The sequence below is a fragment of the Exiguobacterium sp. S3 genome (assembly GCF_018617295.1).
GTDB classification, from domain to species: domain Bacteria; phylum Bacillota; class Bacilli; order Exiguobacteriales; family Exiguobacteriaceae; genus Exiguobacterium; species Exiguobacterium profundum.
Genome location: NZ_JACSJW010000003.1, coordinates 146,517 through 172,477, shown reverse-complemented (window position 1 = coordinate 172,477; position 25,961 = coordinate 146,517). Strand labels below are relative to the sequence as shown.

The window sequence follows — 25,961 nt, the reverse complement described above, 5'->3', positions numbered from 1 at the left end:
CTCCTTCTCTTTCATATCTAAAATGTCATTCTCTTCTATATCGGCAAAAGAGTGAAGAAACTGAGAAGTAAATGTGTTATGAAAGAGGTTCGCAGACGAATGGATCTGGGAAAGGATGATTGAGGAACAGAATATTCAATCTCAATGTAAGGAGTGTGTCCCATGAAAAACATGGTTGTCCTATTGACGATTGTCAGTGCTCTCAGTAGTCAAATTCTTCCGCAGATCTTATTTTTATCTATTATGGCAGTCGAAGAAGGTGTCGGGCGTCTCATTCCATTCTTGATTTTTTATGTAGCCAGTATGTCCGGTCTATTATTGTGGGTTTATGTCATTGGACGCCGTGGTTCTAAAGATACTTTTTTAATCGCCTTGGTCGTACTCGTTGTCGGTCTCGTTTGTTTCGTTCTCCCGTTTGAGCGTGCGATTGAATGGAGCGCCTTTTTAGTCGGGGTTGGATCAATTGGAGTCGGGTCGATTATGACGACGATTTTATCGCAATTAAACGAACTGAAACCAGCTGCTGATCCAGATTCAAAAGAAGATAAAGGGAGCTCCTGGCCGTTGGTTCTGATGTTAGTCGGTTGGATTGCGATATTCTCTTATGCATTGACACAGTCATACAATCTGGCCATCGCTCTCTTTTTGGTCAGTTTGATTCTACCATGGCTTTTTGTTCGGAAATTACCGCTTCAAAAATCGGCGACTTGGCAGTTTGAAACTCGTTCTTTTCTCCGTGCCTTCATCGCGGTCACCGTTTTTACATTGATTAGTCGTCTGCTCAGTCTTTTAGAAGGGGCGCGTGGCTATATCGAAATATTTGGCTTAATGATTATTTTGCTCGTTTATGTTGGATGGTTATTGTACCAAAAGCGCGTCCGAGACTTTATTGGAGCGAGTCGCACCCGTCAGGTTCAATTGCTGTCGCTTGTGATTGGATTGTTCGGTGGTTGGACGTTAATTGGTGCCGTCTTTGTCAGTCTTGCCTTGTACTCGTTTCAAGTTCTCATTTTTTATGTATTTGTCCCATTTTTAGTAGGCGTCATCGGCTGGATTTTATTTAGTCGTATATTTAATTTCGCACGTCACCCATACCTCGTGTTACTCGTGTCCTCCCTCATCTTTTTCCTAGGATTTATCGAGCCACTTGCGTTCATCCCTGTCTTATTTGTCAGTGGGTATACGCAGACGATGTACTCGAGTGTAAGCCATACGTATCTGTTTGATCAATATGGGGAAAATAAGGAGTTTGCTTCCTTGCTCTTGCAGCTGTGGAAGCGGTTTGGGATGGTCGTTGCGTACTCCTTCTTAATGATTGGATTGTTAGGATACGGTTTGTACGTTGGGCAGACGGTCAACGAGGAATTATCGTTTCAAATTCCAAAAGCATGGATGTTCGGTGTTCTAGGACTCACGTGGATTTTCAATATTGGATTGATCAGCCTGTACTGGTTCCGAGTTCGTCCGAGTAGAATACATGAATCATAATTTTCCCTAGCTTTTTCATATCGCTTTTGTTTATAATGAGGAGTGATGTTTAACTAGTGACGGAAAAGGAGTGTCCTTTAATGAATAAATCGTTGATTGATTTCGTTTATGAACTTCTCCAAGAAACTGGCGAACAGCCTGTTTCTTTTGATGAGATTCGCGAAAAAATCAAGCAAAACTATACGTTTGCGAGTGAAGAGGAAGAGCTCGAAAAAATCGCACAACTTTACACCGATTTGAACATCGACGGGTTGTTCGTTAACTTAGGAGCAAACCGTTGGGCGCTTCGTGTTTGGTACCCATTCGATAAGTCGGATGAGGATCTCGTCATCGAAGCACGTCAACGTGGTGAACTTGACGAATTCGAAGAAGAGTTCGAAGAAGCAGACGAAGGCATCGTCGATATCGAGGATGACTTGGATGTATTCGCAAAAGTTGAAGACTATGATTCATCTGAATTTGATGATGAGGACGAAGAAGAAAAAGTAGAAGGCCTTGACGATTTCAAGGACGATGACTTGGACGACGACCTCGATATCGAAGACGAGGATGATTTATAAGAGACCGCAAAAAAAGCCGGGCATCGCGCCCGGCTAGGCGTGTCTCTTTTTCTTTTTTAGTCGTGTCCATCGACTTGAAAAAAAGAAAAAATAATATCTTGACGACTGCATCGTCTCTAGCGTAAATTAGTCATGGGCTAGTTTAGCACGTAACGATGCAGCAAAAGTGTCCTCCATTTTCGGGGGCACTTTTGCTTTTTTTGTTTTTTCGTTTCCCGATGGTTGGTATTCAAGAGAGGAGAAAGAAACATGACAAAGTACATTTTCGTAACAGGCGGGGTAGTATCTTCGCTCGGTAAAGGGATCACGGCAGCTTCGCTCGCGCGTCTACTCAAAAATCGAGGACTCAACGTCACGATTCAGAAGTTTGACCCATACATCAACATTGACCCAGGTACGATGAGCCCGTATCAACACGGAGAAGTATTCGTCACAGATGATGGCGCTGAGACTGACCTTGACCTCGGACACTATGAGCGCTTTATCGACATCAACTTGTCGCAAAACGCGAACGTCACATCAGGGCGCATTTATTCAACTGTCTTGAAGAAAGAGCGTCGTGGAGACTATAACGGTGGGACGGTTCAGGTCATTCCGCATATCACGAACGAAATCAAAGACCGTGTCTTCCGTGCAGGACGCGAGACGAACGCCGATGTCGTCATCACAGAGATTGGTGGAACAGTCGGGGATATCGAGTCCCTTCCGTTCATCGAAGCGATTCGCCAAGTGAAGAATGACATCGGGAAAGAGAACGTCATGTACGTCCACTGTACACTCGTCCCTTACCTTCGTGCCGCAGGTGAGATGAAGACAAAACCGACACAACACAGTGTCAAAGAGCTTCGCAGCTACGGAATTCAACCGGATATCATTGTCCTTCGTACGGAGCATGACATCCCAGAAGACATGCGTGAAAAAATCGCCCTCTTCTGTGATACACGCAAAGAAGCGGTCATCGAGGCGCAAGACGCATCGACACTTTATGAAGTACCACTCAACCTTCAAAAACAAGGAATGGACCAACTCGTCAACGACTACTTCGGTTTCAATTCACCGGCTGCTGACATGACGGCTTGGAAAGAACTCGTCCACACGGTCACACACCTTGAGAAGAAAGTGAAAATCGCACTCGTCGGGAAATATGTCGAATTGCGTGATGCGTATATCTCGGTCGCGGAAGCACTCAAACATGCGGGTTATGCGTTCAACGCGGATATCGACATCGACTGGGTCAACGCAGAAGACGTGACGGCTGAAAACGTCTCAGACATCCTCGGCGATGCGGACGGAATCCTCGTTCCAGGTGGATTCGGTGAGCGTGGAATCGAAGGGAAGATTGAAGCGACACGTTTTGCTCGTGAAAACAACGTCCCATTCTTCGGAATCTGTCTCGGGATGCAACTTGCGACGGTCGAGTTTGCCCGTAACGTCTTGAAGTTGGACGGCGCACATACTGCAGAAATCGATCCGTCGACACCGTATCCGATCATCGACCTTCTTCCAGAGCAAAAAGATATCGAGGATCTTGGGGGCACACTTCGTCTTGGACTTTATCCATGTAAACTCGAAAAAGGGACGAAAGCGCATGCGGCATACGATCAAGAACTCGTATACGAGCGTCATCGTCACCGTTATGAGTTCAACAACGAATACCGTGAAGCGTTTGAAGCAGAAGGCTTCAAGTTCTCAGGTACGAGCCCAGACGGTCGTCTCGTAGAAATCATTGAGATTCCAGAACACAAATGGTTCGTGGCATCACAGTTCCACCCAGAATTGATTTCGCGTCCAGAACGTCCACAACGTCTATTCCATGACTTCATCCAAGCATCACTTGGAGAATAAGTGATTGAAAGCCACGGTCCATTGCGGACCGTGGTTTTTCTACGTCAAAAGCATGAGAGGGAAAGCGCCTTCGGCAGGATACATCCCTATCACTTTGTGGGTACACTAGAAGTAGAACGGGGAGAGGGTGAGGGCACATGAAAGAACGACATTCGATTTATCTTGGATATGGATTAGGGCTTGTCGCGCTCAGTCTGTTGCCGTTCGTCGTCTTGCCTTCCCTTTTATTGCCGTATCAACTTGGCTGGACAGGTGTTGTTTTACTCGCCCTCTCGGTCGGGTTACTTCGGGCGATTCGGGACGGCTCGAACGTCATCCTAAAGCAGATGTGGAAGATCACGTTCTCTCTCTTCTTGATTTTCGTTCTCGTCTATTATGTTTCATTCGGACTCATCCTTTATGACACATACGGATTGGATCGTTTACTAGAACAATATGAACGACAGGCGGTCTGGGTGTTTGCAGCATTTAGCTTTTTACAACCTATTGCGTTACCCGTTCCGGAAGCGGTCAGCGTGCCGATTGGGAGTGTCGCGCTCGGACCGTTTCGTGCCGCTTTGGTCGGAAGCGTTGCGACGACACTTGGAATCTTTGTCATGTATGGACTGGCCCGATTTGGTCGAGGGCGCATGATTCGTTGGGTCGATGAAGAAAAACTGAAGACGTATGATCGCTATGTCGATCGATACGGTCTTGGTGTCTTGCTCGCCTTATTTATCATTCCGATTTTACCTGACGAGGTCATCTGTCTCGCTGCGGGGTTTAGTCGTGTACCGTTTCTGCGCTTTGCGGGTATCGCGTTCGGGGCAAAACTCGTCACGTCGTTCGGACTTGCTTATTCTGTCTCGATTGGACAATTGTTTATGACCGATTCGAGTCCAATCGCGATCGCTTCTGTCATGGCAAGTGTGATTGTCTTGATTCTTGCGTTCATTTGGCGCAAACGAAAAAAAGGAGATTCGAACGGGACACAAGAATAAGGTAAGGACGATTTATAGAGAGGAAGACAACATGCGACAAGATCAAGAAGTGGTCATTCGACCGATTGAAGAACAGGATCTATCACGACTCTGGGAATTGATTTATCGAGATGCGGTACCGGAATGGAAACAGTGGGACGCGCCTTACTTCGAACACAAGTCAATGTCTTACGAAGAGTTTCAGCAAATCGAGCAGTCGCTCATTCAAAAAAAAGACATGTGGGTCATTGAGGTCGATGGAACCGTATATGGGACCGTTTCTTACTATTTCGAAGATGCCGGACGAGAATGGCTCGAGATGGGCATCATCTTGCATCAGTCCGACCGCTGGAATCGTGGTGTCGGGACGCGTGCCCTTCGCTTATGGACCGAGCATCTATTTGAGACGCTACCCGTTGTCCGTGTCGGCTTGACGACGTGGTCCGGGAATGAACGGATGATGCGGGTCGCTGAAAAAGTAGGGATGCAACTCGAAGGTCGAATCCGTCAAGTGCGTGTCGTGAACGAGAAGCGCTATGATTCGATTCGGATGGGTATATTACGGGAAGAATGGATGAAAACAGGTACGACGTCTATTTAAAGACGACGTACCTGTTTTGTATGATTTTGTATATATTTGTCGCCATATTGACGATTTCATTCGTGAAGAGTTTGATACAATCGAATCGATTGAATGAAATAGGAGAGAATAAGAATGAGACGACACATGTTAGTTATTATGACGTTATTGATTGGGATGGGTACATGGTATTACATCGCGGGAGCCGCCCCGACGATTAAAGAAGTTCCGACACCATCCTTTACCGGACAATACCCCGGGTTACATTTAACGGTAGAGAGTGAACAAGCGAAAAGATATACGACATCAATCTCAGTTCCGAGAACGGATTATGAAATGCTAAACGAGGAGCTGGATGCATTCATTTTAGAAAAGAAAGAAGCATTTCAACACAACCTCACCCCTAGTCACGGTCAAACGGGTCACTTAAATATTCAGACCGATACATATCAAACGAATGAGGGAGAATATACGCTAGTCGTTCATACTTATGCATTCACTGGTGGTGCGAATGGTCAAACCACTGTCGACGTATTTCGGATGAACCTTTCGGACGGAACGTTCATTGAATGGGATGATGTCTTACGTGATGACCAACATGCATTAGAATGGTTCAAGCATAGCGTCATCACACAATTACAACATCGAGAATACGTGTTTGAGAATCAGTTACGTGAAGCGATTAAACATCCTAAATCGACGAAGTGGATACTGACGTCCTCTGGTCTAGATGTCATATTTGACGAGTATGAAGTGGCAGCGGGAGCGGCAGGTGTGGTAGAAGTTCATATTCCAATGAAGGAAGTTGAGCCGTTTTTGTTATCCAAATTAGATACGCCCACTACACAAGAAGAAGATTCTCCAATCATGAACCCCTCAAATAAGCCGCTTGAACCTAATGGGAAGTATGTTGCACTGACGTTCGATGATGGACCCCATCCGATTGTGACACCTCACATTCTTGAGACACTTGAGAAATACCAAGCGCGTGCTACGTTCTTTATGTTAGGGAGTCAGATGGAATTCTATCCTGATGTAGCGAGACAAGTAGCGTTGTCAGGTCATGAGCTAGCAAATCATACTGAACATCACCCGGATTTGACACAATTGTCTGAGAAGGGAGTCAAAGAGGAACTCGAACAGGTTGATGAACGAATTGAGAGGCTTACGGGACAACGCCCATCATTGGTTCGTCCACCATATGGGGCTAAAAATGAAATGATTGAGCAGATCATTCAGACAAAGGAGCAGACCCTTGCACTATGGACGGTCGATTCTCTTGATTGGAGTCACCGTAATGCCGATCAAATGTATCGCTTGATTATGGACAATGTCCATCCAAGTGCTGTTGTCTTGATGCATGATATTCATGAGTCCACAGCTGAAGGGTTGCCGAAAGTTCTCGATGCGCTGAAACGTGAAGGGTACACGTTTGTGACGATGAGTGAGCTCTTGACGTTGAAATAGTAAATGAACCCGCCGTGATAAACGGCAGGTTCATTTTTTTATTTCACTTCTTGATCTTTAATTGGGAACCAACCGGCACGTGTCGTGATGGCGTTCCATAGCGGAGCTGGGACAGCGAGTTCGGCTTGTTTGTTCAAGTCGAGTTCTGTCTCGATCTCTTCTTCGCGGTCCGATTCCACTTTTTCCAGCCATTGTGGATCGATGATCAGTTCGCGACCGAGTGCGGCAAAATCGACGACGTCGAGTGCGTCTTCCACTTGGGCCGGACGTTGGAGTTGCCCGACTCCGATGAGTGGGATGGCACCATTGATTCGATTGGCGATGCGGTCTATCGAACGCTCCGTGACATTCTCGTCACGCATGGAAGCTGTATTAAAGTTCCAGAGAGAAGCGTGAATATAATCGACGCCCTCTTCTAAAATCATATCGAGTAACACATCCGTGTCGTCGAGTGTGATTCCTGGCTCTTCGATTTCTTCCGGTGAGAAACGATAGCCGACTAAGAAGTCTTCTGCATCTGCAGCTGCTTCTTTCACACGACGAATGACTTCGCGTGGGAACGTCAAACGTCCATGAACATCACCGCCGAAGCGATCTTCACGGCGATTTGAGTGCGGTGAGAAGAATTGTTGAATCAAGTAGGTGTTCGCTCCGTGAATCTCGACGCCATCAAACCCGGCTTCGATGGCCCGACGCGTCGCTTCACCGAACGCCTCGATAATGGCTTCGACCTCTGATGTCTCGAGGGCACGTGGTGTGACGGCGCCTTCTCGGACAGGCGCGACAGCACTTGCACTGACAGGTTGTTCGTTCGGGACGAGTTCAGGTGGTGACATCCGTCCAGCGTGGAAAATTTGAAGGATGGCTTTTGCACCTTCCGCTTTTAAACTTTCCGCCAATTGACGGAGACCCGGGATGAATTTGTCGTCATTGACCCCGAATGCGTTCGGGAAACCTTTCCCGTCTTCTGTCACGTACGCGCATGCTGTAATCGCAAGCCCGACGTTTTGCGCCCGTTTCCGATAGTAGGCGAGCTCATGCTCGGATACTTCGCCCGTTGGTTCTGATGAGTAATGTGTCATCGGAGCCAAGACGAGTCGGTTCGGTACTTCGACGCCATTTTTGAATTGAAAAGGTTGTAACATACGTTTCATCTGAAATCCTCCTTCAACATGATACCTTGAAGTCTAAGCTTCTCGACTCAAAAATGCGAGTCGGATGCTTGTGAATGAACACATTACAGATTGCGCAAGCGTAAGAGATGATTGAACTGAAAAGAATAGGGTATAATACAGGAGAAAAGTTGATATTCGGTTCGAGACAATAGAGAGACCACAACAGAAGGGGGAAGCCTTGTTTTTGTTGTGGTCTCTTTTTCTATTCATTGAACCGTACTTACTATAGGAGGGAATAAGATGGAAATCAGAAATTTCTCAGCGAAAGAACGAGCGAAACGATACGAACAACTGACAAGCGAACGTCATGACGTTCTTGTTGTCGGTGGAGGGATAACCGGAGCAGGGATTGCGCTCGATGCGTCGTCACGTGGGATGAAGACAGCGGTTCTCGAAATGCAAGACTTTGCGGCCGGGACGTCAAGCCGTTCGACGAAACTTGTTCACGGGGGACTCCGCTATTTGAAACAATTTGAAGTGGCGCTCGTCGCAGAAGTCGGGAAAGAGCGTGCCATCGTGTATGAGAACGGTCCACATGTCACGACACCGGAACAGATGCTATTACCGATGCACAAGGGAGGCACGTTTGGTCCTTTCTCAACTTCAATCGGACTCATGGTGTATGACTTCCTCGCAGGCGTCAAACGGGCAGAACGTCGCATGATGCTCAAACCGAATGAAGTCATCAAAAAAGCACCGCTCGTGAAAAAAGATGACTTAGTCGGTGGTGGGTACTACGTCGAGTATCGGACGGATGATGCACGATTGACAATCGAAGTGGCGAAAGAAGCCGCGAATCACGGCGCGCTTCTTATGAACTATGCCAAAGTGACCGGGTTGATTTACGAGAACGGCAAAGTGGCGGGGGTACACGTCGAAGACCAAATCGATGGGTCGACATATGACGTCTATGCGAAAAAAATCATCAATGCGACTGGTCCATGGGTCGATGAGTTACGGGAAGAAGACAACTCGAAAAAAGGCAAACAGCTTCGTTTGACGAAGGGAATTCACCTTGTCATCGATCAATCGAAATTCCCACTCAAACAGGCAATTTATTTCGACACACCAGACGGGCGCATGGTCTTTGCCATTCCACGCGGAAACAAAGCGTACGTTGGAACGACGGATACGTTCTTTGATAAAAACAAAGCGCATCCACGCATGACGACAGAGGACCGCGATTATATTTTGGATGCAATCCATTATATGTTCCCAGACGTTCATGTTACGGCAGATGATGTGGAATCAAGCTGGGCGGGTATTCGTCCATTGATTTATGAGGAAGGAAAAGACCCTTCTGAAATTTCACGTAAGGACGAAATTTGGCAGTCAGACAGCGGCTTGATCACGATTGCCGGCGGTAAATTGACAGGGTATCGGAAGATGTCAGAAACGGTCGTCGACCTTGTCGCGAAATTATTAAAAGAAGAAGAGGGTGTCGTCTACTTGGCAAGCCGGACGAAGCATATGCCGATGTCAGGTGGTCACGTCGGCGGATCGAAAGGGTTCAAAGACTTCCTCGAGAAGAAAACGAAAGAACTTCAAAATCACGGTCTCGACGCGGGGCACGCGGAAGAACTCGTCCGTCTATACGGATCGAATATCGATCGCGTCATCGAGCGGATGGACTCGAACGCGTATGACTTGCCAGAGGTCGTCTATGCACAATTGATTTATGGCATTGAAGAAGAAGCGGTCGTACGCGCCATCGACTTCTTGATTCGTCGGACCGGAGCGATGTTCTTTGATATCGATTTCGTCCGTCAACACAAAGAAGGTGTCCTTCGTTGCATGGCCGACGTCTTCAAATGGTCGGATGAGCGTTTGAAAGAAGAGCGTGAAGAAGTGGAGAAGGAGATTGAAATCGCAGTTGTGCCTGTGACTGTCGAATCGTAATGCACTGCATTGCAGGAAAGGTTCATTCTAAATAGGATGAACCTTTTTTGTGTCATGGTTTCATCGATTCGGAATAACGGTATACCTCATAAGTAGTGATTCTTAGATTGAGGGAGAATTTTTTATGAAACGAAACCTCGTTGCCATCCTATTGATTGGCATTCTATTAGTAGTAGGGTGGCGTTATGTCGATCCTAATCGATTGTTAGCCGATGTCTATTATGTCAAAGTCCCAAGTGCAGAAGTGGCGACACAAACCTCGGGTGGTTATCGCTATGATCTCATCGGGTACGACGAGGATGGGAAAAAACGTCCTCTGTCTATTGCCACCACGGGGTTGTTACCGGAAGGAAACTATCTGCGAGTATTTGTGAAAGAAGAAGATGCGGAAGTGACCGACTACGAGCAGGTGAATGTGCTAGACGTACCTGAACAGTTGAAGGAAGAACAGGAAGAAGAGAATTCCGGGCCATCGTTCCCTTGATTTCAAAAGATAGACGTCGCGAAAAAGAGATGAGTTTGGTAAGGTTAAATTGTTTGAATATGGTAAATGATGAATGAAAGAAGGGACATGCATGTCACGGATGTTAATAGCAGATGACCAGGACGGAATTCGTACGATGCTCGCGCAAGTGTTCACGAACATGGGTGTAGACGTGGACACGGCGCAAGACGGCATCAGCGCCTGGGAATTTTTAGAGCGGGAGCAATATGATTTGGTATTGCTCGATATGAATATGCCTCGTATGTTTGGACATGAAGTATTACGTCGCATGCGCGAAAAACCGTTAGACACACCCGTCATGATTATGACGGCATTTGGGGAAGAAACGGTGATTGAAGAAGTGCGTCGTCTCGGGATCACGGCACAATTTGAGAAGCCGTTTGATATTTATGGGATGATTGGAAAAGTGAAAGAAGTCTTGAAAATTTGACGTTTCGTCACCAAGATGACATATGTAAACGCTTGCGCTAAGCCATTTCTATGCCCGAATAGCATAGGCACATGTTTTACGGTGTGTTATAATGGGAACGAATTGCACGGGGGAACTTTTCCCAAACGTGTATAATAGCGAACAGACAGGAGGATGTCATTATGCCATTAGTATCAATGACAGAAATGCTTAACAAAGCATTCGAAGGCAAGTATGCAGTCGGCCAATTCAACATCAACAACCTCGAGTGGACGCAAGCGATTCTTCGCGCTGCGGAAGACGAGAAATCACCAGTAATCCTCGGTGTATCAGAAGGTGCAGCGAAGTACATGGGTGGCTTCACGACAGTTGTCAAAATGGTTGAAGGTCTTATGCACGACTACAACATCACTGTTCCAGTTGCAATCCACCTTGACCACGGTTCTTCATTCGATAAGTGTAAAGCAGCGATCGACGCTGGTTTCACGTCAGTCATGATTGACGGTTCACACCACCCAATCGATGAAAACATCGAAATGACGAAACAAGTTGTTGAGTACGCTCACGCTAAAGGTGCTTCTGTTGAGGCAGAAGTCGGTACAGTTGGCGGCGAAGAAGACGGCGTTGTTGGTGGCGTACAATACGCTGACCTCGATGAGTGTGTACGTGTTGTAAAAGAAGCGAAAGTGGATGCACTTGCTGCAGCACTCGGTTCTGTACACGGTGAATACCAAGGCGAGCCAAAACTTGGATTCAAAGAGATGGAAGAAATCGCGGAAGCGACTAAAACACCACTCGTTCTTCACGGCGGATCAGGAATTCCTGAGCACCAAATCAAAAAAGCAATCGAGCTCGGCCACAGCAAAATCAACGTCAACACTGAGTGCCAACAAGAATGGACTCGTGCAGTACGTGAGAAAGTTGCTGCTGATGCAAAAGTATATGACCCACGTAAAATTATCGGACCTGGTATCGAAGCGATTTATAACGTCGTTACTGGCAAGATGCGTGAGTTTGGTTCAAGCAACCAAGCTTAATCCTGTCCTGAAAGGCTGACTCTTTTGTAGAGTCAGCCTTTTTTTGATGATTTAGGGAACGTATACATATATGGTGAAAAAAAGGGGGAGTCTTTGTGATTTATAACGAACGACCGACAGAATTGTTTTGGCGAATCTTTTATGTATATGGAGCAGTCGTGTTGATTGGTCTTTCTTTAGCATTAGCCGCCGCCCCACTCGTTTTAATTTATTATTATCCGGTACCTTGGCTTATTCCATTGTTAGTCTTAGTCGCCATCGGTGGGTTTGGGGTGTATTGGTTTACGAACACGTTCCGTCGTTTATTTTGGAAAGAACGGAATCACTCTAGATACGAAATGACCGCAACGAGCATCGAGGGTGTGACGTATCGGCATGAACCGGGCGAGTCGGTCGAGCAATCATTTCCAATCTCAGCGATTCGACAAATCGTCTTCTTCCCGGCGATTGTCCGAAAGACACAGCCGTCTCCGACGGTTCGGATTGGTCGTCCTACGGTAGAGTACACTCCGATGCTATCGATTATGACAAAAGATGATGACATGGAAATCTTGTTCGATCAACGTGATCTGGTTGCCTTTGATCAATGGATAAAATCTTTCCATGAGCAGGGAATTCCGCTATTTTACACACCAAAAGAATTGTATTGGATTGGTGCGAATATCTCGACACGACGTGAGCGATTTGAACGGTTGAGTCGTCCGGAAGAAATCGTTCCATTTGTCTACACCGGCGACCTTGTGGCAGATGAGCAGACGGCAGCAACGAATTGGATTGAAACCCACGGATTGGAACGTTTGAAAGAAGGACCACACCAAGCATACTATGTGAAGCAAAGTAAAATTATGAAATGGTCATTTTTCGGGACGCTCGCTGGGATAGGCCTTGTCGTAGGATCGATGCTTGCAATCGCATCGTTGACGTAAAGGGTATAGCAATTCGACATGACTTTCCTCATAATAGAGATTGTAAGCGATCACAAATTAAGGAGGAGACACATATGCGTTTTTTCATTGACACAGCAAATGTGGAAGACATTAAAAAAGCTCATCAAATGGGCGTCATTGGAGGCGTGACGACGAATCCATCGCTCGTCGCCAAAGAAGGTGTCGATTTCCATACAAGACTTCGTGAAATCTGTGAGATCGTCGGGGATCTCTCGGTCAGCGCCGAAGTTATTGCACTCGATGCGTCGGGTATGGTGGAAGAAGGAAAGGAACTTGCCGCCATCGCGCCGAATATTACGGTAAAGGTACCGATGACACCAGCGGGGATGCAAGCGGTAAAACAGTTCAAGGAGCTTGGAATCAAGACAAACGTCACGCTCATCTTTAACGCTAACCAAGCGTTACTTGCGGCACGTGCCGGGGCATCATACGTTTCTCCATTCATCGGACGCTTGGATGACATCGGACAAGATGGGCTTGATTTAGTTGAGACCATTGCGAACATCTTCGCAATCCATGGCATCGAGACAGAAATTATCGCAGCATCTGTGCGTCATCCGGTTCACGTGACAAAAGCTGCACTCCTTGGGGCTGACATTGCCACAGTCCCTTACAAAGTTATCGAACAAATGATGAAACATCCGCTCACAGACAAAGGCATTGAGCAGTTTTTAGCGGATTGGAACAACGCTCAATCCAAATAAGTCCGTCGTAGAAAGGTTTTGATCAGCGTGGAAATTCTCCATATCGTTGGGCAGCAAAAACTAGAAGGAACCGTCGAGATTAGCGGAGCGAAACAGAGCGCTCTCCCTTGCCTTGTGGCTGCACTTCTCACGGAAGAGTCGGTGACGATTGAAAACGTTCCGATGATTGAAGATGTGGAAGTGATGGTCAATTTGTTAAAAGAGTTAGGGGTTCGGGTAAAGCGGGATGGCGAACGAATGACGATTCATTCGAATGAAGCAGTCGCAATGCCTCTCCTCGGTTCTGAGACGCGCAAAGTCCGTGCCGCTGTCTATTTACTCGGGGTCTTCGCGGCTCGCTTTGGAAAAGGGGCGGTTGGGTTACCTGGAGGATATGCGATTGGTCCACGGCCGATTGACTTACATTTGAAAGCGTTGGAACGTCTCGGCATTCATGTTGAGAATGAATCAGGTCTCTATCATGTCCGGGTCGATGAACTTGTTGGGAATCGAATTTACTTAGACTTGCGGTCGTTTGGGGCAACCGTGAGTGCAATGCTTGCGGCTGTTCTAGCGACAGGGACGACGGTCATCGAAAACGCGGCTTGCGATCCGGAAGTCGTCGATGTGGCGACCATGCTCACATCGATGGGTGCACATGTGAGTGGGGCCGGAACGGATGAGATTCGAATTAAAGGGGTGGAACGCCTCCATGGTTGTACGCACACACTCATTCCAGATCGTCTCGAAGCCGGAACGTTCATGATGTTCGGTGCAGTGTCCGGTCGTGTGACCGTCCAACCGGTCATTCCGACACATCTCGAAGGGGTCATTCAAAAACTGTTGGATTTCGGAGCGGACGTCGAGGTTGGTGAGGAGTCAATTACCGTGACGGCGAACCAATTCATGCCAACAGATATTCGGGTGTTCCATTACTCGGGGTATCCGAGCGACTTGCAACCGGTGATGACGGCAGCCTTATTAAAAGCTGACGGAACGAGTGTTGTCACCGATAAATTGTATGCGCAACGATTCCGCCACATCGCCGAGATGCGACGGATGAATGCGCAAATTACACTGGAGGATGCATCGGCTGTGATTCGTGGCGGCAATAAGCTGGCGAACGCAGAGATGGAATGTACCGATGCACGGAGTGCTGCGGCCCTGGTACTGTCAGCGCTCCAAGCTTCTGGTGAATCGACGCTACTACATGCGGAACGACTGAATGATTCGTATGTCGACTTTGTCGGCAAATTAAAACAACTCGGTGCGCTCGTTTGGGTGGAGGAACAAACCGAGGTATAAAGGGGAGATTTCGGGTGGAACGAAGTTTATCGATGGAACTGGTTCGGGTGACAGAAGCGGCGGCACTTGCTTCAGCCCGTTGGATGGGACGAGGATTGAAAGTCGAAGCGGATGATGCGGCAACGACGGCCATGCGCGACGTATTTGACACGATTCCGATGAAAGGGATTGTCGTCATCGGTGAAGGGGAGATGGATGAGGCCCCGATGCTATACATCGGAGAAAAAGTCGGAAATGGCTACGGTTCTCGTCTCGATGTCGCAGTCGATCCGTTAGAAGGGACAAACATCGTAGCGACCGGAACGTGGGGAGCACTTGCGGTTCTCGCGGTCGCGGATGCAGGCGATCTCCTTCATGCTCCAGACATGTACATGGATAAAATTGCCGTCGGACCGGAAGCGGCAGGTCTCGTCAGTCTCGACAACTCGATTGAAGAGAACATTGAAATCGTGGCGAAAGCGAAGAAGAAAAACGTGGAAGATGTCGTCGTCACGATTTTACATCGGGACCGTCACGAAGAAACCATTCAACGTGTCCGCGCGACCGGTGCGCGAATCAAATTGATTCCGGACGGGGACGTCGCCGCGGCCATCAACACCGCTTTCCCGAAAACGGGTGTCGATTTGTTGCTCGGTTCAGGCGGGGCGCCAGAAGGTGTCATCGCTGCAGTCGCAATGAAGTGTTTAGGTGGAGACTTCCAAGGGCGTTTGCTCCCGGAAGATGAAGCGCAGAAACAACGTTGCCATGACATGGGAATCGAAGATACGGATCGAATCCTCCTCCTCAATGATTTGGTGAAAGGTGAAGATTGTATCTTTGCGGCGACCGGCGTCACAGATGGTGAGCTGTTACGTGGAGTCCAATTCACGTCACAAGGCGGACAGACCCATTCGGTCGTCATGCGTGCCAAGTCCGGTACCGTTCGTTTCGTCGAAGGGAACCACTCACTTAAGAAAAAACCAAAAATGGTCATGAAACCAGAATAATCAGAAGTCGTGGATGTGAAAACGTCCACGACTTTTTTGTGGTGAAAGCGTCAGAAAACGGGAATGGATAGTCAGGAGGTGGGTGTGATGATTCAGGTTGAAGGACTCGTCAAAACATTCAAGGATGTTCCAGCTGTCGATGACGTGTCATTTTTCGTGAAAGAAGGAGAAATCTTTGCGTTTTTAGGTCCGAACGGTGCGGGTAAATCGACGACGGTGCAAATGTTGACGACACTCGTGAGACCGACATCTGGAGTGGCACGAGTCAATGGATTCGATGTCGTTAAACAAGAAAAAGATGTCAGATTATCGATTGGAGTTGCCTTACAAGAAACAGGAATCGATAAAGTGTTGACGGGACGAGAGCTCCTTGTCTTACAAGGGCGTTTGTTTAAGATGTCGAATGAAGAGGCGCAACGTCGAGCCGATGAGTTACTCGAAGTCGTTTCACTGACGGATGCGGCCGATCGCCGGAGTGGTACCTATTCCGGTGGGATGCGACGACGTCTCGACTTGGCTCTCACACTCGTCCATCGTCCGACGGTCTTGTTTTTAGACGAACCGACGACCGGACTCGATCCGGCGAGCCGAATCGAAATTTGGAATGAAGTACGCCGATTGAACGAGGAATTCGGGACGACGATTTTTTTAACGACCCAATACTTAGAGGAGGCAGATGAGTTGGCTGACCGGATTGCCATCATCAATCACGGGAAGATTGTGAGTGAAGGAACGGCCGAGGAATTGAAACAGCTCGTCGGTGGAGAGACGATTTCGATGGACTTCGCTACAGAATCTGAAGCGACCCTTGCTGCGACGCGATTTCATACATCTTCGAATGGCACACATGTATCGTTTGAGTTACGTGACATGACGTTGACTGAGATTGTTCGTTCCTTGGATGAACAAGGGTTGCAGCCTGAACGATTGACTGTCAAGCAACCATCGCTCGATGATGTATTCTTGAAAGTGACAGGCGAATCGTATGAAGGAGGCGAGATCCGTGTGGACTGAGACATGGCTATTCACGAAACGGAGTTTGCTGACGACTATTCGAAATCCGTTTTCATTCATCCCGAACTTGATTATTTCTGTATTCTTTTTACTTGTGTATACGAGTGGCTTGTCGAGCGTGGCCTCGTTGCCTCAGTTCGAAGGGAGCGACTATTTGAATTTCATCTTACCCGTATCCATTGTTTCAGGTGCAGTCGGGGGAGCGGGAGGCACGGGTCAGGCGCTTGTCCGAGATATTGAGAGTGGCTATTTCGCACGGCTCTTGTTGACACCGGCGACCCGTACGGCGATTGTGCTCGGACCGATGATTGCGGGGATGTTGCAATTACTCGTCCAAACGCTACTTATTTTTGCTGTCGCGTTTCTCCTCGGTCTCACGATTCCTGTCGGTGCCGCTGGATTCTTTTTCACGGTATTACTCGCAATCGGATTTGGACTTGGTTTCGCAGGATATTCGGTGGGCGTCGCCTTGAAAACACGAAATGCACAAGCGGCACAGGCAGGGACGTTGTTGTTCTTTCCTTTAATTTTCCTGTCGACGACGTTCGTTCCGAAAGAATTGATTGAAGCCGAATGGTTGAAAGTGGCGGCGACGTTCAATCCAACCACGTATATTTTCGAAGGGATGCGAGCGGTTCTGACTCAGCCGGAGATTGACTGGGGTGCTTTATCTGCAGGGCTCGCAGTCGCGGGTACGATGAGTGTACTCATGATCGTCTTTGCGGCAACGAACGCGAGAGGGGCATTGAAGCAAAAATAAGGGAGGAGTTTGATGCAGGAACTATCAACGATGATTCGGATTATTTTAACAGGGATTGGAGCATATATTTCTATCATTTTCATGTTGCGTGTTTCTGGTAAGCGTACATTGGCAAAAATGAATGCATTTGATTTTATTGTGACGGTTGCACTTGGTTCTATTTTGGCAACGACCTTGACTAGTCAACAAACCTCTTTATTGGCTGGACTGACTGCGTTCGGTACACTAATTGTCTTACAATATATATTAGCGAAACTATCTAAGCGATTCTCCATTGTGAATCAAATGATTAAATCAGAACCAACTCTACTGTTTTATAAAGGAGATTGTTTGAGAGAACATCTACAAAAAGAACGAATTTTAGAGATCGAGGTCATTCAAGCGATTCGATCAAGTGGCACTCCTCTAGGACAAGTCGAAGCAGTAATCATAGAAACGGATGGAACGTTTTCTGTTTTGAAAGACTCTCGTCATGTAATGGAACATGTGAACAAATAAAAACGACTCGGTTCCGATGAACCGAGTCGTGATGTTGTATTAAAGGTATGATCCAGCGCCAACGTAGCGTGGTGCCCAGTATCCAGAAGTGAAGCTCGCGTATTTCACGCCGCCTGTTTCTGAGTTGATCATTTGTGTTTTGCTAAGTGCCATTCCGACGTGTTGAATCGTTCCGCCTGAATGTGAGAAGAAGACGAGATCGCCTGCTTGGATCGATGACTTCGAGATTTTCTTCGCGCTTGAGTATTGCTGACGTGAAGAACGTGGAAGTGTTTTTCCGATTGCTTTCTTGTACACGTGTCCAGTATATCCTGAGCAGTCAAAACCTGAAGTTGTTGTTCCACCATAGCGATACGGTGTTCCGAGATATTTCTTCGATTCAGCGACGAGTTTCGAACGTTTGCTAGAAGATGACGTTGAAACCGTTGTTGATGTCGACGTGTTCGCTTTCAAGTATGTGTACGTTGAAGAAGCTGAGATATAACGGTGTGTGCCTTTGTAGTTGATTTTATAGAACGAACCGGATTTACCAAGGTATGTATAGCGTTGACCTTTATCCATTTTCGCGACGACTTTCGATGATGTAAGTGACGGGGCAGTACGGATGTTCAAACCGTTTACTTTCGAGTAAGCAAATGTACCGGTAGCGGCTTCTGCTTGTTCACCTGTTGAGAACATAAGACCCGAGAAAGCGACAGTGGCAGCGACGACGATTGATGCGATACGCTTTAACATTGTATAAATCCCTCCGTTTTTAAAATCAAGACATTCGTATATGACAAATCGAGTAATTTTTAATGGTAGAGCACAAGTTGCGGGATATACCCGGTTTCCTGTGCAAATAAACTATATCATGCGCAAGACCGATAGCATTTTTCAATCGCAAGTCAAAAAAGTGTTTTCTTGTAACAAAAATGAAACAATATGTGGATATAGCACTTATTTTGTTACAAAACTATCTTTTACTGTGTAAGGATTTGTACAAGAGGGAAACGATTGAACAAAAGGTGATTTTTGCACGGTGACGGCATGGGCAAAATATGGTTAGATGATGGCAGAACAAATGAATCAAGTTGAATTCTTCTTGTAATGAAATATGGAAAGATAGGTGACTTGAATGAGTCAACAGACAGAACCGACAAAGAACTATACACTTCGTGAGCTTGAAACGAAGACGTTGAAAGAATTATATGAGATTGCTAAAGAAGTCAAAGTACCGAACTTTCGAGAAGCACGGAAGCGTGAGCTCATGTTTCGTATTTTGAAATCACAGGCTGAATCAAAAGATTTATATTTCCTCGAAGGTATTTTAGAGATCATTCCACCGAATCCACAGTCTCAAAATGATGGCGGATTTGGATTCCTCCGACCAATCAACTATTCTCAATCTTCCGAAGACATCTATATCGCTGCATCGCAAATTCGTCGCTTTAATCTTCGAAACGGGGACCTTGTCACAGGAAAGGTCCGTAAACCGAAAGAGAATGAACGGTTCCAAGGTTTGTTGAGTGTTGAAGCGGTCAACGGAGAGTCGACGGACTCGACGCGTTCGCGTGATTATTTCCCGGCATTGACACCGATTTATCCAGAACAACAGATGGTGCTCGAGACAGAGCCGACCCATCTTTCGGTACGTGTCATGGATATGATCGCACCAGTCGGGTTTGGCCAACGCGGGTTGATTGTGGCACCACCAAAAGCGGGGAAAACGTCGCTTTTAAAAGAAATTGCCAACTCGATCACGACGAACCATCCGAACGTCGAATTGATCATTCTTCTAATCGATGAACGACCAGAGGAAGTGACGGATATTCAACGTTCTGTACCGGACGCAGACGTGGCGTTCTCGACTTTTGACGAGACACCGGAAAACCATGCGCGTATTTCAGAACTCGTTCTCGAACGCGCGATGCGTCTCGTGGAACATAAGAAAGACGTGGTCATTCTGCTTGATTCCATCACACGCTTGACGCGTGCGTACAACCTGTCTGTTCCACCGAGCGGACGGACACTCTCGGGTGGGATCGACCCGGCGGCATTCCACAAACCGAAAAAGTTCTTCGGAGCGGCACGGAATATCGAGGATGGAGGTAGCTTGACTATCCTCGCGACAGCGCTCGTCGATACCGGATCGCGAATGGACGACGTCATCTATGAAGAGTTCAAAGGAACAGGAAACATGGAACTGCATCTGGACCGGAAATTGGCAGAGCGCCGGATCTTCCCTGCAATCGACATTCGTCGCTCGGGAACACGGAAAGAAGAGTTGTTACTAGGGAAGGACGAACTCGATTCGCTCTGGACGATTCGTCGTACAATGAACGAGTCTCCAGACTTCGTCGAACAGTTCTTACGCCGTGTCCGTGAGACGAAAACAAACCTCGACTTTTTTGCTGCGCTAGAGGCAGATAAGAAAAAAAGACGACCGGTGAAAAAAACGAAAACAGACTTGTAAAACCTATAGTAGGGTGATATTATATTCTAGTGAACTTTCTCTAGGTTGAAAGAATACTTAGGGCCGAAGGAGTTGAAAAGCAATGAAACAAGGAATCCACCCAGAATACCGTAAAGTCGTATTCATGGACTCGACGACAGAATTCAAATTCATCACTGGTTCAACTCGTTACTCTAACGAGACAATCACGATGGAAGATGGAAACGAGTACCCACTCATCCGTGTCGATGTATCTTCTGATTCGCACCCGTTCTACACAGGTCGCCAGAAATTCGCATCTGCAGATGGTCGTATCGAGCGCTTCAACAAGAAATACCAACGTTAATCGTAAAGTTGTATGCTCACCGCCTAGGGATTGCCCTTGGCGGTTTTTTGTTGCATCGACACGGGTAAAGAGACGAAAGTATGTCGTGAGGGGGCCGTTATGGAATTTATACTCATTAGTATTAGCTTGTTGATCGGGGTCGGCATCATGTCTCAATGGTTGGCATGGCGTTATCAAATCCCGGCAATCATCATTATGACGCTCGCTGGAGTATTGGCGGGTCCGATCCTCGGGCTGTTCGATCCGCGTGAATTATTAGGGGATTTATATAGTCCGATCATTTCGTTTGCGGTCGCCATCATCTTATTCGAAGGAAGTCTTGGGCTTCACTTTAGCGAAATCAATCAGTTCCGGAGGTCGATCGTCCGGATTGTCACGATTGGAGTCGCGCTCTCATTTGTCGGGATGTCGCTACTCATTCAATATGTAGGAGGGTTACATTGGGTCGTCGCCTGGACGATGGGGGCGCTCTTCGTCGTGACGGGTCCGACTGTCGTCATTCCGTTGTTGCGTCAGGCACACTTGAAAGATCGAGTCGGAGCGATTTTAAAATGGGAAGGCATCATTGTCGACCCTGTTGGAGCATTACTCGGACTCTTCGTCGTTCGACTTGGATACATCGTATATGAAGGTATGGATTTATGGATGCAACTCCTCTTTGCAGGTGCCTGTATTGTAGGGATTGGACTCGGTTACTTGTTCGGCCATCTCTTGATGGGATGGTTTGTGGCAGAAAAAGTACCTCGCTATCTCCGTGCCTCGGTTACGTTGACGGCTGTCCTCATCTTATTCTCACTCAGTGAGCTTATGATGCATGAAGTCGGGCTTCTCGCCGTGACGGCGATGGGGATGACGATGGCCAATACGAAGCATCGGGATGAAGAAATCATCGAAGAACTGCAATCATTCAAAGAAGATATTTCAATCTTGCTCATCTCATCTGTCTTCATCTTGTTGACGGCTTCCTTGTCTCGGGCAGAGCTGTTGAATATTTTCCAATGGCCGCTTCTCTTGACGATTGCGGGCATCCTGTTCTTGGTTCGCCCAGTTGCGATTTACTTGTCGACCATCGGTGGAGGTTTGCCGCTAGCGGAACGAGGGTTCATTGGTTGGATTGCCCCACGCGGGATTGTCGCGATGACGGTCGCGGGATTCTTTGCTGAAGAAGTCGCGCATCTTGGGATTGACGATGCGAAGCAAATGTTGCCGCTCACACTCGGTCTCGTCTTCATTTCCGTTACACTGCACGGTCTCACGATTCGACCGCTCGCGCGAAAATTGAAATTAATCGATGAACAAAAAGAGGCGAACGCTGATGAATAAAGGACGGAGTTCTTTCAATCAGTATTTAGGAGAAGTCAACCCTTTTCCTCAACTCGAAAGATAGGTATAATCGGAAAGCGATTATCGATGGAGAGGGCGAAGAACAATGATGCATGTGACGAACCGATATGGTTGGATTGAAGTGATTTGTGGGAGTATGTTTTCGGGGAAGTCGGAGGAATTGATTCGCCGAGTCCGCCGTGCTCATTATGGAAAGATTCCGGTCCAAGTATTCAAACCAGCAATCGACGACCGGTATCATGAAGAGAACGTTGTCTCACACACAGGGAACTCGGTCGTGGCCGTGCCAATCGCATCAAGCCAAGACTTGTATGATGCCGTTCGTGAAGAAACACAGGTCATCGCGATTGACGAGGTGCAATTCTTTGATGAAGGAATTGTAGATGTCATCGAACAACTTGCGAACGAAGACAAACGCGTCATCTGCGCTGGGCTCGATATGGACTTTCGAGGCGAACCGTTCACGATGATGCCTGAACTGTTGTCACGCGCGGAGTTCGTGACGAAACTACAGGCCATCTGTTTGTCATGCGGCGCGCCTGCGTCGCGGACACAACGTCTGATCGATGGGCAACCTGCTCGGTATGAGGACCCGGTCATCTTGGTCGGGGCTTCCGAGTCTTACGAACCACGATGCCGACATTGTCATGATGTACCGAACAAACCACATCCGGTCCGCCATACGGTGGTAGACTGATGAATCGACGGACCGCCCTCGGCGGTCCGTTTTTTTGCTATAATAGATAGAGTTTGATTTGACGGAGAAAGGACGGATCATCATGTTTGACCGTTTAAGTGTATTAGAAGATCGTTACATGCAATTGAATGAAATGCTCGCCGATCCTGAGGTGCTCGGTGACTCGACGAAGTTGAGACAATATTCGAAAGAGCAGGCACAACTAGAAGAGACGGTACAGATGTATCGTCAGTATAAAGAAACAAGTACAGCTTTCAAGGAAGCGAAGACGATGCTTGAAGACCGGACGCTCGACGCCGACATGCGTGAATTGGCAAAAGAAGAGATGAACCTCCTCGAGCCAGAAGTCAAAGAGCTAGAAGCGAAACTGCGGATTTTATTGCTTCCAAAAGACCCGAACGATGACAAGAACGTTATCGTCGAAGTCCGAGGAGCAGCAGGCGGAGACGAAGCGGCACTCTTTGCAGGAGATTTATATAAGATGTATACGCGATTTGCTGAACGTCAAAATTGGAAAGTGGAACTCATTGACGCGAACTATACCGAACTCGGTGGATTTAAAGAAGTCACGTTCATGATCAACGGGGCAGGTGCCTATTCAAAGCTCAAGTTTGAGAACGGAGCCCATCGTGTGCAGCGAGTCCCGTCGACTGAATCGGGCGGACGAATTCATACGTCCACAGCAACGGTTGCCGTTCTTCCGGAAGCAGAGGATGTCGAAGTGCATATCGATATGAAAGATGTACGAGTTGATACGTTCACTTCATCTGGTCCAGGGGGACAATCGGTCAACACGACGCAATCAGCTGTCCGTTTGACACACATTCCTTCAGGGCTCGTCGTATCATGTCAAGATGAGAAGTCGCAGCATAAAAACAAGGATAAGGCGATGAAGGTCCTTCGAGCACGCCTGTATGACAAAATGCAAAGCGAACATATGGAAGAGTTGTCTGCGCAACGAAAATCGGCTGTCGGAACAGGTGACCGTTCCGAGCGGATCCGCACATACAACTTCCCACAAAGTCGTGTCACAGATCATCGAATTGGATTGACCCTTCAGAAGTTGGACCGTGTCCTAGCAGGTGAACTCGAAGACATTATCGACGCACTCATCATGGACGAACAGGCACGTCTCATGGAGGATGCGGAATGATGCGGATTGCCGCACTACTTAAGCAGACGGAAGAACGACTAGTTGAAGCTGGGCGCGACCGTGCGGCTGCCGAATGGTGGCTCATGCATGTGTTGCAAGTCGATCGTACCGGTCTCCTCGTTTGTTTGTCGGATGAATTGTCTTCAGATGAAGCGACACGGTTCGAGACGGGAATCGAGCGTTTATTGATCGGAGAACCGGTACAACACGTGATTGGACATGCTCCGTTTTACGGGCGCTCGTTTGAAGTGAACCGGGATGTGTTGATTCCGAGACCAGAAACGGAAGAGTTGATCGACTGGGTACTTGGGCAACTTCGTCACATCAAGGATGATGAGATTGTCGATGTCGGGACAGGAAGCGGGGCCATTGCGATTACCTTGAGCCTCGAGCTCGGCGTACGTGTACAGACGGTCGATATTTCGCGTGAGGCGATTGAAGTCGCTAAACGAAATGCAGCCACACTTGGCGCAACTGTACGGTTTTATGAAGGAGACGGGCTCGCACCGATTGCGGACCACTCGATTCGCGTTCTCGTCTCAAATCCGCCTTACATCGAGGCCGATGAGCTGTTAGATGAGACGGTCGTCGGCTACGAACCGCACCTTGCGCTCTTCGGAGGGAAGGATGGGCTCGACATGTATCGGCAATTAATATTGGAATCGGTGCGCGTCTTACGTGCCGATTGGCATTTGATTGCGTTTGAAATCGGGTATAACCAAGGACAAGATGTGAAATCATTACTGTCTGAACGTTATCCTGAAGCAGAAACGGGTATTTTAAAAGATATAAACGGCAAGGACCGTATCGTCTATGCCGTAAGGGAAGGGATTGCGTATGGAAACGAAATGGATTAATTCGAATGAGATTGAAGAGGGGGTACGTCTTCTTCAAGCGGGTGAAATCATCGCCATGCCGACAGAAACCGTCTATGGTCTCGCTGGAGATGCCATGAACGATGTGGCAATTCGAAAGATTTTTGAGGCAAAAGGTCGTCCGTCGGATAACCCGCTCATCGTCCATATCGCTTCAATCGACCAAACGAGTTTGTTTGTCGATTCGATTCCTACTGTTGCCAAACGCTTAATGGATGCGTTTTGGCCAGGCGCTTTGACGATCATCTTGCCTTCAAACGGACGAGCCTCTTCGCTCGTGACCGCGGGCCTCGATTCCATCGGACTTCGGATGCCGAATCATCCGGCAGCACTCGAGTTAATTCGTAAGTCAGGGTTAGGGCTTGCGGCTCCGAGTGCGAATCGTTCCGGACGACCTTCGCCGACAACTGCTCAACATGTCGCGGATGATTTGAACGGACGAATCGCAGGAATCGTGGATGGGGGTCCTACCGGAATCGGAGTCGAGTCAACCGTTGTGGATTGTACGGGGGACACGGTAACGATTTTACGACCAGGTGGTGTGACGCGAGAAGAAATGGAAGCTGTCATTGGACCGGTCGCCTTAGATGCCAATTTGAGTAACGATGAAGCCACACCACGATCGCCGGGAATGAAGTATACGCACTATGCCCCAACGGCACCTGTTTTTTTAGTCGATGGCACACGCAAAGATTTAGAACGTGTCATCGAGGAGCGGAAGCAAGCGGGGTTGCGAATCGGTGCACTTGTCTTCGACGAGAACCCGACACCGGCTGAGGTCACGTATTCACTTGGGACCTCGATGGAAGTGGCGGCGCAACGTTTATACGACGCGCTTCGTCGATTTGATGAAACAGACGTGGATGAGATTTATGTGAACACGATTGAACCGGTCGGAGTCGCACTTGCCGTCTATAACCGTTTATACAAAGCAGCGGGCGGAAAGATTGTGCACCCGACGAAAGATGCCTAAAGACATAGAGGAGGACACGCGA

At 47.8% G+C, this 25,961-nt stretch carries 26 protein-coding genes; 24 read left to right on the top strand and 2 right to left on the bottom strand.

Going from position 1 to position 25,961, the window contains the following annotated elements; genetic code table 11:
• Nucleotides 1-162 precede the first annotated feature (162 nt).
• The 6 genes from KNO65_RS09620 to KNO65_RS09595 all read left to right on the top strand — a co-directional run bounded on the left by KNO65_RS09620 (nucleotide 163) and on the right by KNO65_RS09595 (nucleotide 6,899).
• Nucleotides 163-1,488 (top strand): hypothetical protein, encoded by a 1,326-nt coding sequence (locus KNO65_RS09620; protein ID WP_214783703.1) that lies wholly within the window; start codon nucleotides 163-165, stop codon nucleotides 1,486-1,488.
• A gap of 80 nt (nucleotides 1,489-1,568) precedes the next feature.
• Entirely contained in the window at nucleotides 1,569-2,048 is a 480-nt protein-coding gene (gene rpoE / locus KNO65_RS09615) for a DNA-directed RNA polymerase subunit delta (RefSeq protein WP_074035668.1), read from the top strand.
• Between the two features lie 249 nt (nucleotides 2,049-2,297).
• Nucleotides 2,298-3,893, top strand: a complete 1,596-nt coding sequence (locus KNO65_RS09610) for a CTP synthase (protein WP_074035670.1) — start codon at nucleotides 2,298-2,300, stop codon at nucleotides 3,891-3,893.
• Between the two features lie 137 nt (nucleotides 3,894-4,030).
• On the top strand, nucleotides 4,031-4,873 hold the full coding sequence (locus KNO65_RS09605) for a TVP38/TMEM64 family protein (RefSeq protein ID WP_214783701.1): 843 nt from the start codon (nucleotides 4,031-4,033) through the stop codon (nucleotides 4,871-4,873).
• 31 nt (nucleotides 4,874-4,904) lie between these two features.
• Nucleotides 4,905-5,453 carry a GNAT family N-acetyltransferase gene (locus KNO65_RS09600; RefSeq protein WP_214783699.1) on the top strand — a complete coding sequence of 183 codons (549 nt, stop codon included), beginning with the start codon at nucleotides 4,905-4,907 and terminating at the stop codon, nucleotides 5,451-5,453.
• 114 nt (nucleotides 5,454-5,567) lie between these two features.
• Nucleotides 5,568-6,899 carry a polysaccharide deacetylase family protein gene (locus KNO65_RS09595; protein WP_214779836.1) on the top strand — a complete coding sequence of 444 codons (1,332 nt, stop codon included), beginning with the start codon at nucleotides 5,568-5,570 and terminating at the stop codon, nucleotides 6,897-6,899.
• Nucleotides 6,900-6,937: 38 nt separating this feature from the next.
• On the opposite strand, the gene KNO65_RS09590 is transcribed toward KNO65_RS09595, so the two are convergent.
• Nucleotides 6,938-8,053, bottom strand: coding sequence for an NADH-dependent flavin oxidoreductase (locus KNO65_RS09590; protein ID WP_214783697.1), 1,116 nt, complete (start codon nucleotides 8,051-8,053; stop codon nucleotides 6,938-6,940).
• 261 nt (nucleotides 8,054-8,314) lie between these two features.
• On the opposite strand from KNO65_RS09590, the gene KNO65_RS09585 reads away from it, so the two are divergent.
• The 11 genes from KNO65_RS09585 to KNO65_RS09535 all read left to right on the top strand — a co-directional run bounded on the left by KNO65_RS09585 (nucleotide 8,315) and on the right by KNO65_RS09535 (nucleotide 18,117).
• The gene (locus tag KNO65_RS09585) at nucleotides 8,315-9,973 is read left to right on the top strand and encodes a glycerol-3-phosphate dehydrogenase/oxidase (RefSeq protein ID WP_214783694.1); all 1,659 of its coding nucleotides are present in this window, start codon (nucleotides 8,315-8,317) and stop codon (nucleotides 9,971-9,973) included.
• Between the two features lie 124 nt (nucleotides 9,974-10,097).
• A complete protein-coding gene (locus KNO65_RS09580; protein WP_214783691.1) occupies nucleotides 10,098-10,457 on the top strand; it encodes a YxeA family protein in 360 nt (119 codons plus the stop codon).
• A gap of 91 nt (nucleotides 10,458-10,548) precedes the next feature.
• Complete coding sequence (locus KNO65_RS09575; protein WP_214783689.1) at nucleotides 10,549-10,908, top strand: response regulator; 360 nt, start codon at nucleotides 10,549-10,551, stop codon at nucleotides 10,906-10,908.
• 161 nt (nucleotides 10,909-11,069) lie between these two features.
• Nucleotides 11,070-11,924 carry a class II fructose-1,6-bisphosphate aldolase gene (fba, locus tag KNO65_RS09570; protein ID WP_159562989.1) on the top strand — a complete coding sequence of 285 codons (855 nt, stop codon included), beginning with the start codon at nucleotides 11,070-11,072 and terminating at the stop codon, nucleotides 11,922-11,924.
• Nucleotides 11,925-12,019: 95 nt separating this feature from the next.
• Nucleotides 12,020-12,850: a hypothetical protein gene (locus KNO65_RS09565; RefSeq protein WP_214783686.1), complete on the top strand. Its 831-nt coding sequence runs from the start codon at nucleotides 12,020-12,022 to the stop codon at nucleotides 12,848-12,850.
• Between the two features lie 74 nt (nucleotides 12,851-12,924).
• Nucleotides 12,925-13,575 carry a fructose-6-phosphate aldolase gene (gene fsa, locus KNO65_RS09560; RefSeq protein WP_078147677.1) on the top strand — a complete coding sequence of 217 codons (651 nt, stop codon included), beginning with the start codon at nucleotides 12,925-12,927 and terminating at the stop codon, nucleotides 13,573-13,575.
• A 27-nt stretch (nucleotides 13,576-13,602) separates the two neighbouring features.
• Nucleotides 13,603-14,859: a UDP-N-acetylglucosamine 1-carboxyvinyltransferase gene (gene murA / locus KNO65_RS09555; protein ID WP_214783683.1), complete on the top strand. Its 1,257-nt coding sequence runs from the start codon at nucleotides 13,603-13,605 to the stop codon at nucleotides 14,857-14,859.
• A 14-nt stretch (nucleotides 14,860-14,873) separates the two neighbouring features.
• Nucleotides 14,874-15,845: a class II fructose-bisphosphatase gene (gene glpX / locus KNO65_RS09550; RefSeq protein ID WP_031422214.1), complete on the top strand. Its 972-nt coding sequence runs from the start codon at nucleotides 14,874-14,876 to the stop codon at nucleotides 15,843-15,845.
• Between the two features lie 87 nt (nucleotides 15,846-15,932).
• On the top strand, nucleotides 15,933-16,859 hold the full coding sequence (locus KNO65_RS09545) for an ATP-binding cassette domain-containing protein (protein WP_214783679.1): 927 nt from the start codon (nucleotides 15,933-15,935) through the stop codon (nucleotides 16,857-16,859).
• On the top strand, nucleotides 16,849-17,619 hold the full coding sequence (locus KNO65_RS09540; RefSeq protein ID WP_159562986.1) for an ABC transporter permease: 771 nt from the start codon (nucleotides 16,849-16,851) through the stop codon (nucleotides 17,617-17,619). The genes KNO65_RS09545 and KNO65_RS09540 overlap by 11 nt, the downstream gene beginning before the upstream one ends.
• Before the next feature lie 12 nt (nucleotides 17,620-17,631).
• Nucleotides 17,632-18,117 (top strand): DUF421 domain-containing protein, encoded by a 486-nt coding sequence (locus KNO65_RS09535; RefSeq protein ID WP_214783676.1) that lies wholly within the window; start codon nucleotides 17,632-17,634, stop codon nucleotides 18,115-18,117.
• Nucleotides 18,118-18,156: 39 nt separating this feature from the next.
• Here the strand turns inward: KNO65_RS09535 and KNO65_RS09530 are convergent, their stop codons facing one another.
• Nucleotides 18,157-18,852, bottom strand: coding sequence for a C40 family peptidase (locus KNO65_RS09530; protein WP_159562984.1), 696 nt, complete (start codon nucleotides 18,850-18,852; stop codon nucleotides 18,157-18,159).
• 382 nt (nucleotides 18,853-19,234) lie between these two features.
• Here KNO65_RS09530 and rho point away from each other — a divergent pair, with 382 nt between their 5' ends.
• The 7 genes from rho to KNO65_RS09495 all read left to right on the top strand — a co-directional run bounded on the left by rho (nucleotide 19,235) and on the right by KNO65_RS09495 (nucleotide 25,939).
• Entirely contained in the window at nucleotides 19,235-20,572 is a 1,338-nt protein-coding gene (rho, locus tag KNO65_RS09525; protein ID WP_012727388.1) for a transcription termination factor Rho, read from the top strand.
• Nucleotides 20,573-20,654: 82 nt separating this feature from the next.
• Nucleotides 20,655-20,897 (top strand): type B 50S ribosomal protein L31, encoded by a 243-nt coding sequence (locus tag KNO65_RS09520; protein WP_012727387.1) that lies wholly within the window; start codon nucleotides 20,655-20,657, stop codon nucleotides 20,895-20,897.
• Between the two features lie 99 nt (nucleotides 20,898-20,996).
• On the top strand, nucleotides 20,997-22,220 hold the full coding sequence (locus KNO65_RS09515) for a cation:proton antiporter (RefSeq protein ID WP_012727386.1): 1,224 nt from the start codon (nucleotides 20,997-20,999) through the stop codon (nucleotides 22,218-22,220).
• A gap of 106 nt (nucleotides 22,221-22,326) precedes the next feature.
• Nucleotides 22,327-22,938 carry a thymidine kinase gene (locus KNO65_RS09510; RefSeq protein ID WP_074035700.1) on the top strand — a complete coding sequence of 204 codons (612 nt, stop codon included), beginning with the start codon at nucleotides 22,327-22,329 and terminating at the stop codon, nucleotides 22,936-22,938.
• A gap of 82 nt (nucleotides 22,939-23,020) precedes the next feature.
• Nucleotides 23,021-24,091: a peptide chain release factor 1 gene (prfA, locus tag KNO65_RS09505; RefSeq protein ID WP_214783673.1), complete on the top strand. Its 1,071-nt coding sequence runs from the start codon at nucleotides 23,021-23,023 to the stop codon at nucleotides 24,089-24,091.
• Complete coding sequence (gene prmC / locus KNO65_RS09500; protein WP_214784153.1) at nucleotides 24,091-24,948, top strand: peptide chain release factor N(5)-glutamine methyltransferase; 858 nt, start codon at nucleotides 24,091-24,093, stop codon at nucleotides 24,946-24,948. The genes prfA and prmC overlap by 1 nt, the downstream gene beginning before the upstream one ends.
• Entirely contained in the window at nucleotides 24,929-25,939 is a 1,011-nt protein-coding gene (locus KNO65_RS09495; protein WP_214783670.1) for an L-threonylcarbamoyladenylate synthase, read from the top strand. The genes prmC and KNO65_RS09495 overlap by 20 nt, the downstream gene beginning before the upstream one ends.
• Nucleotides 25,940-25,961: the final 22 nt, after the last annotated feature.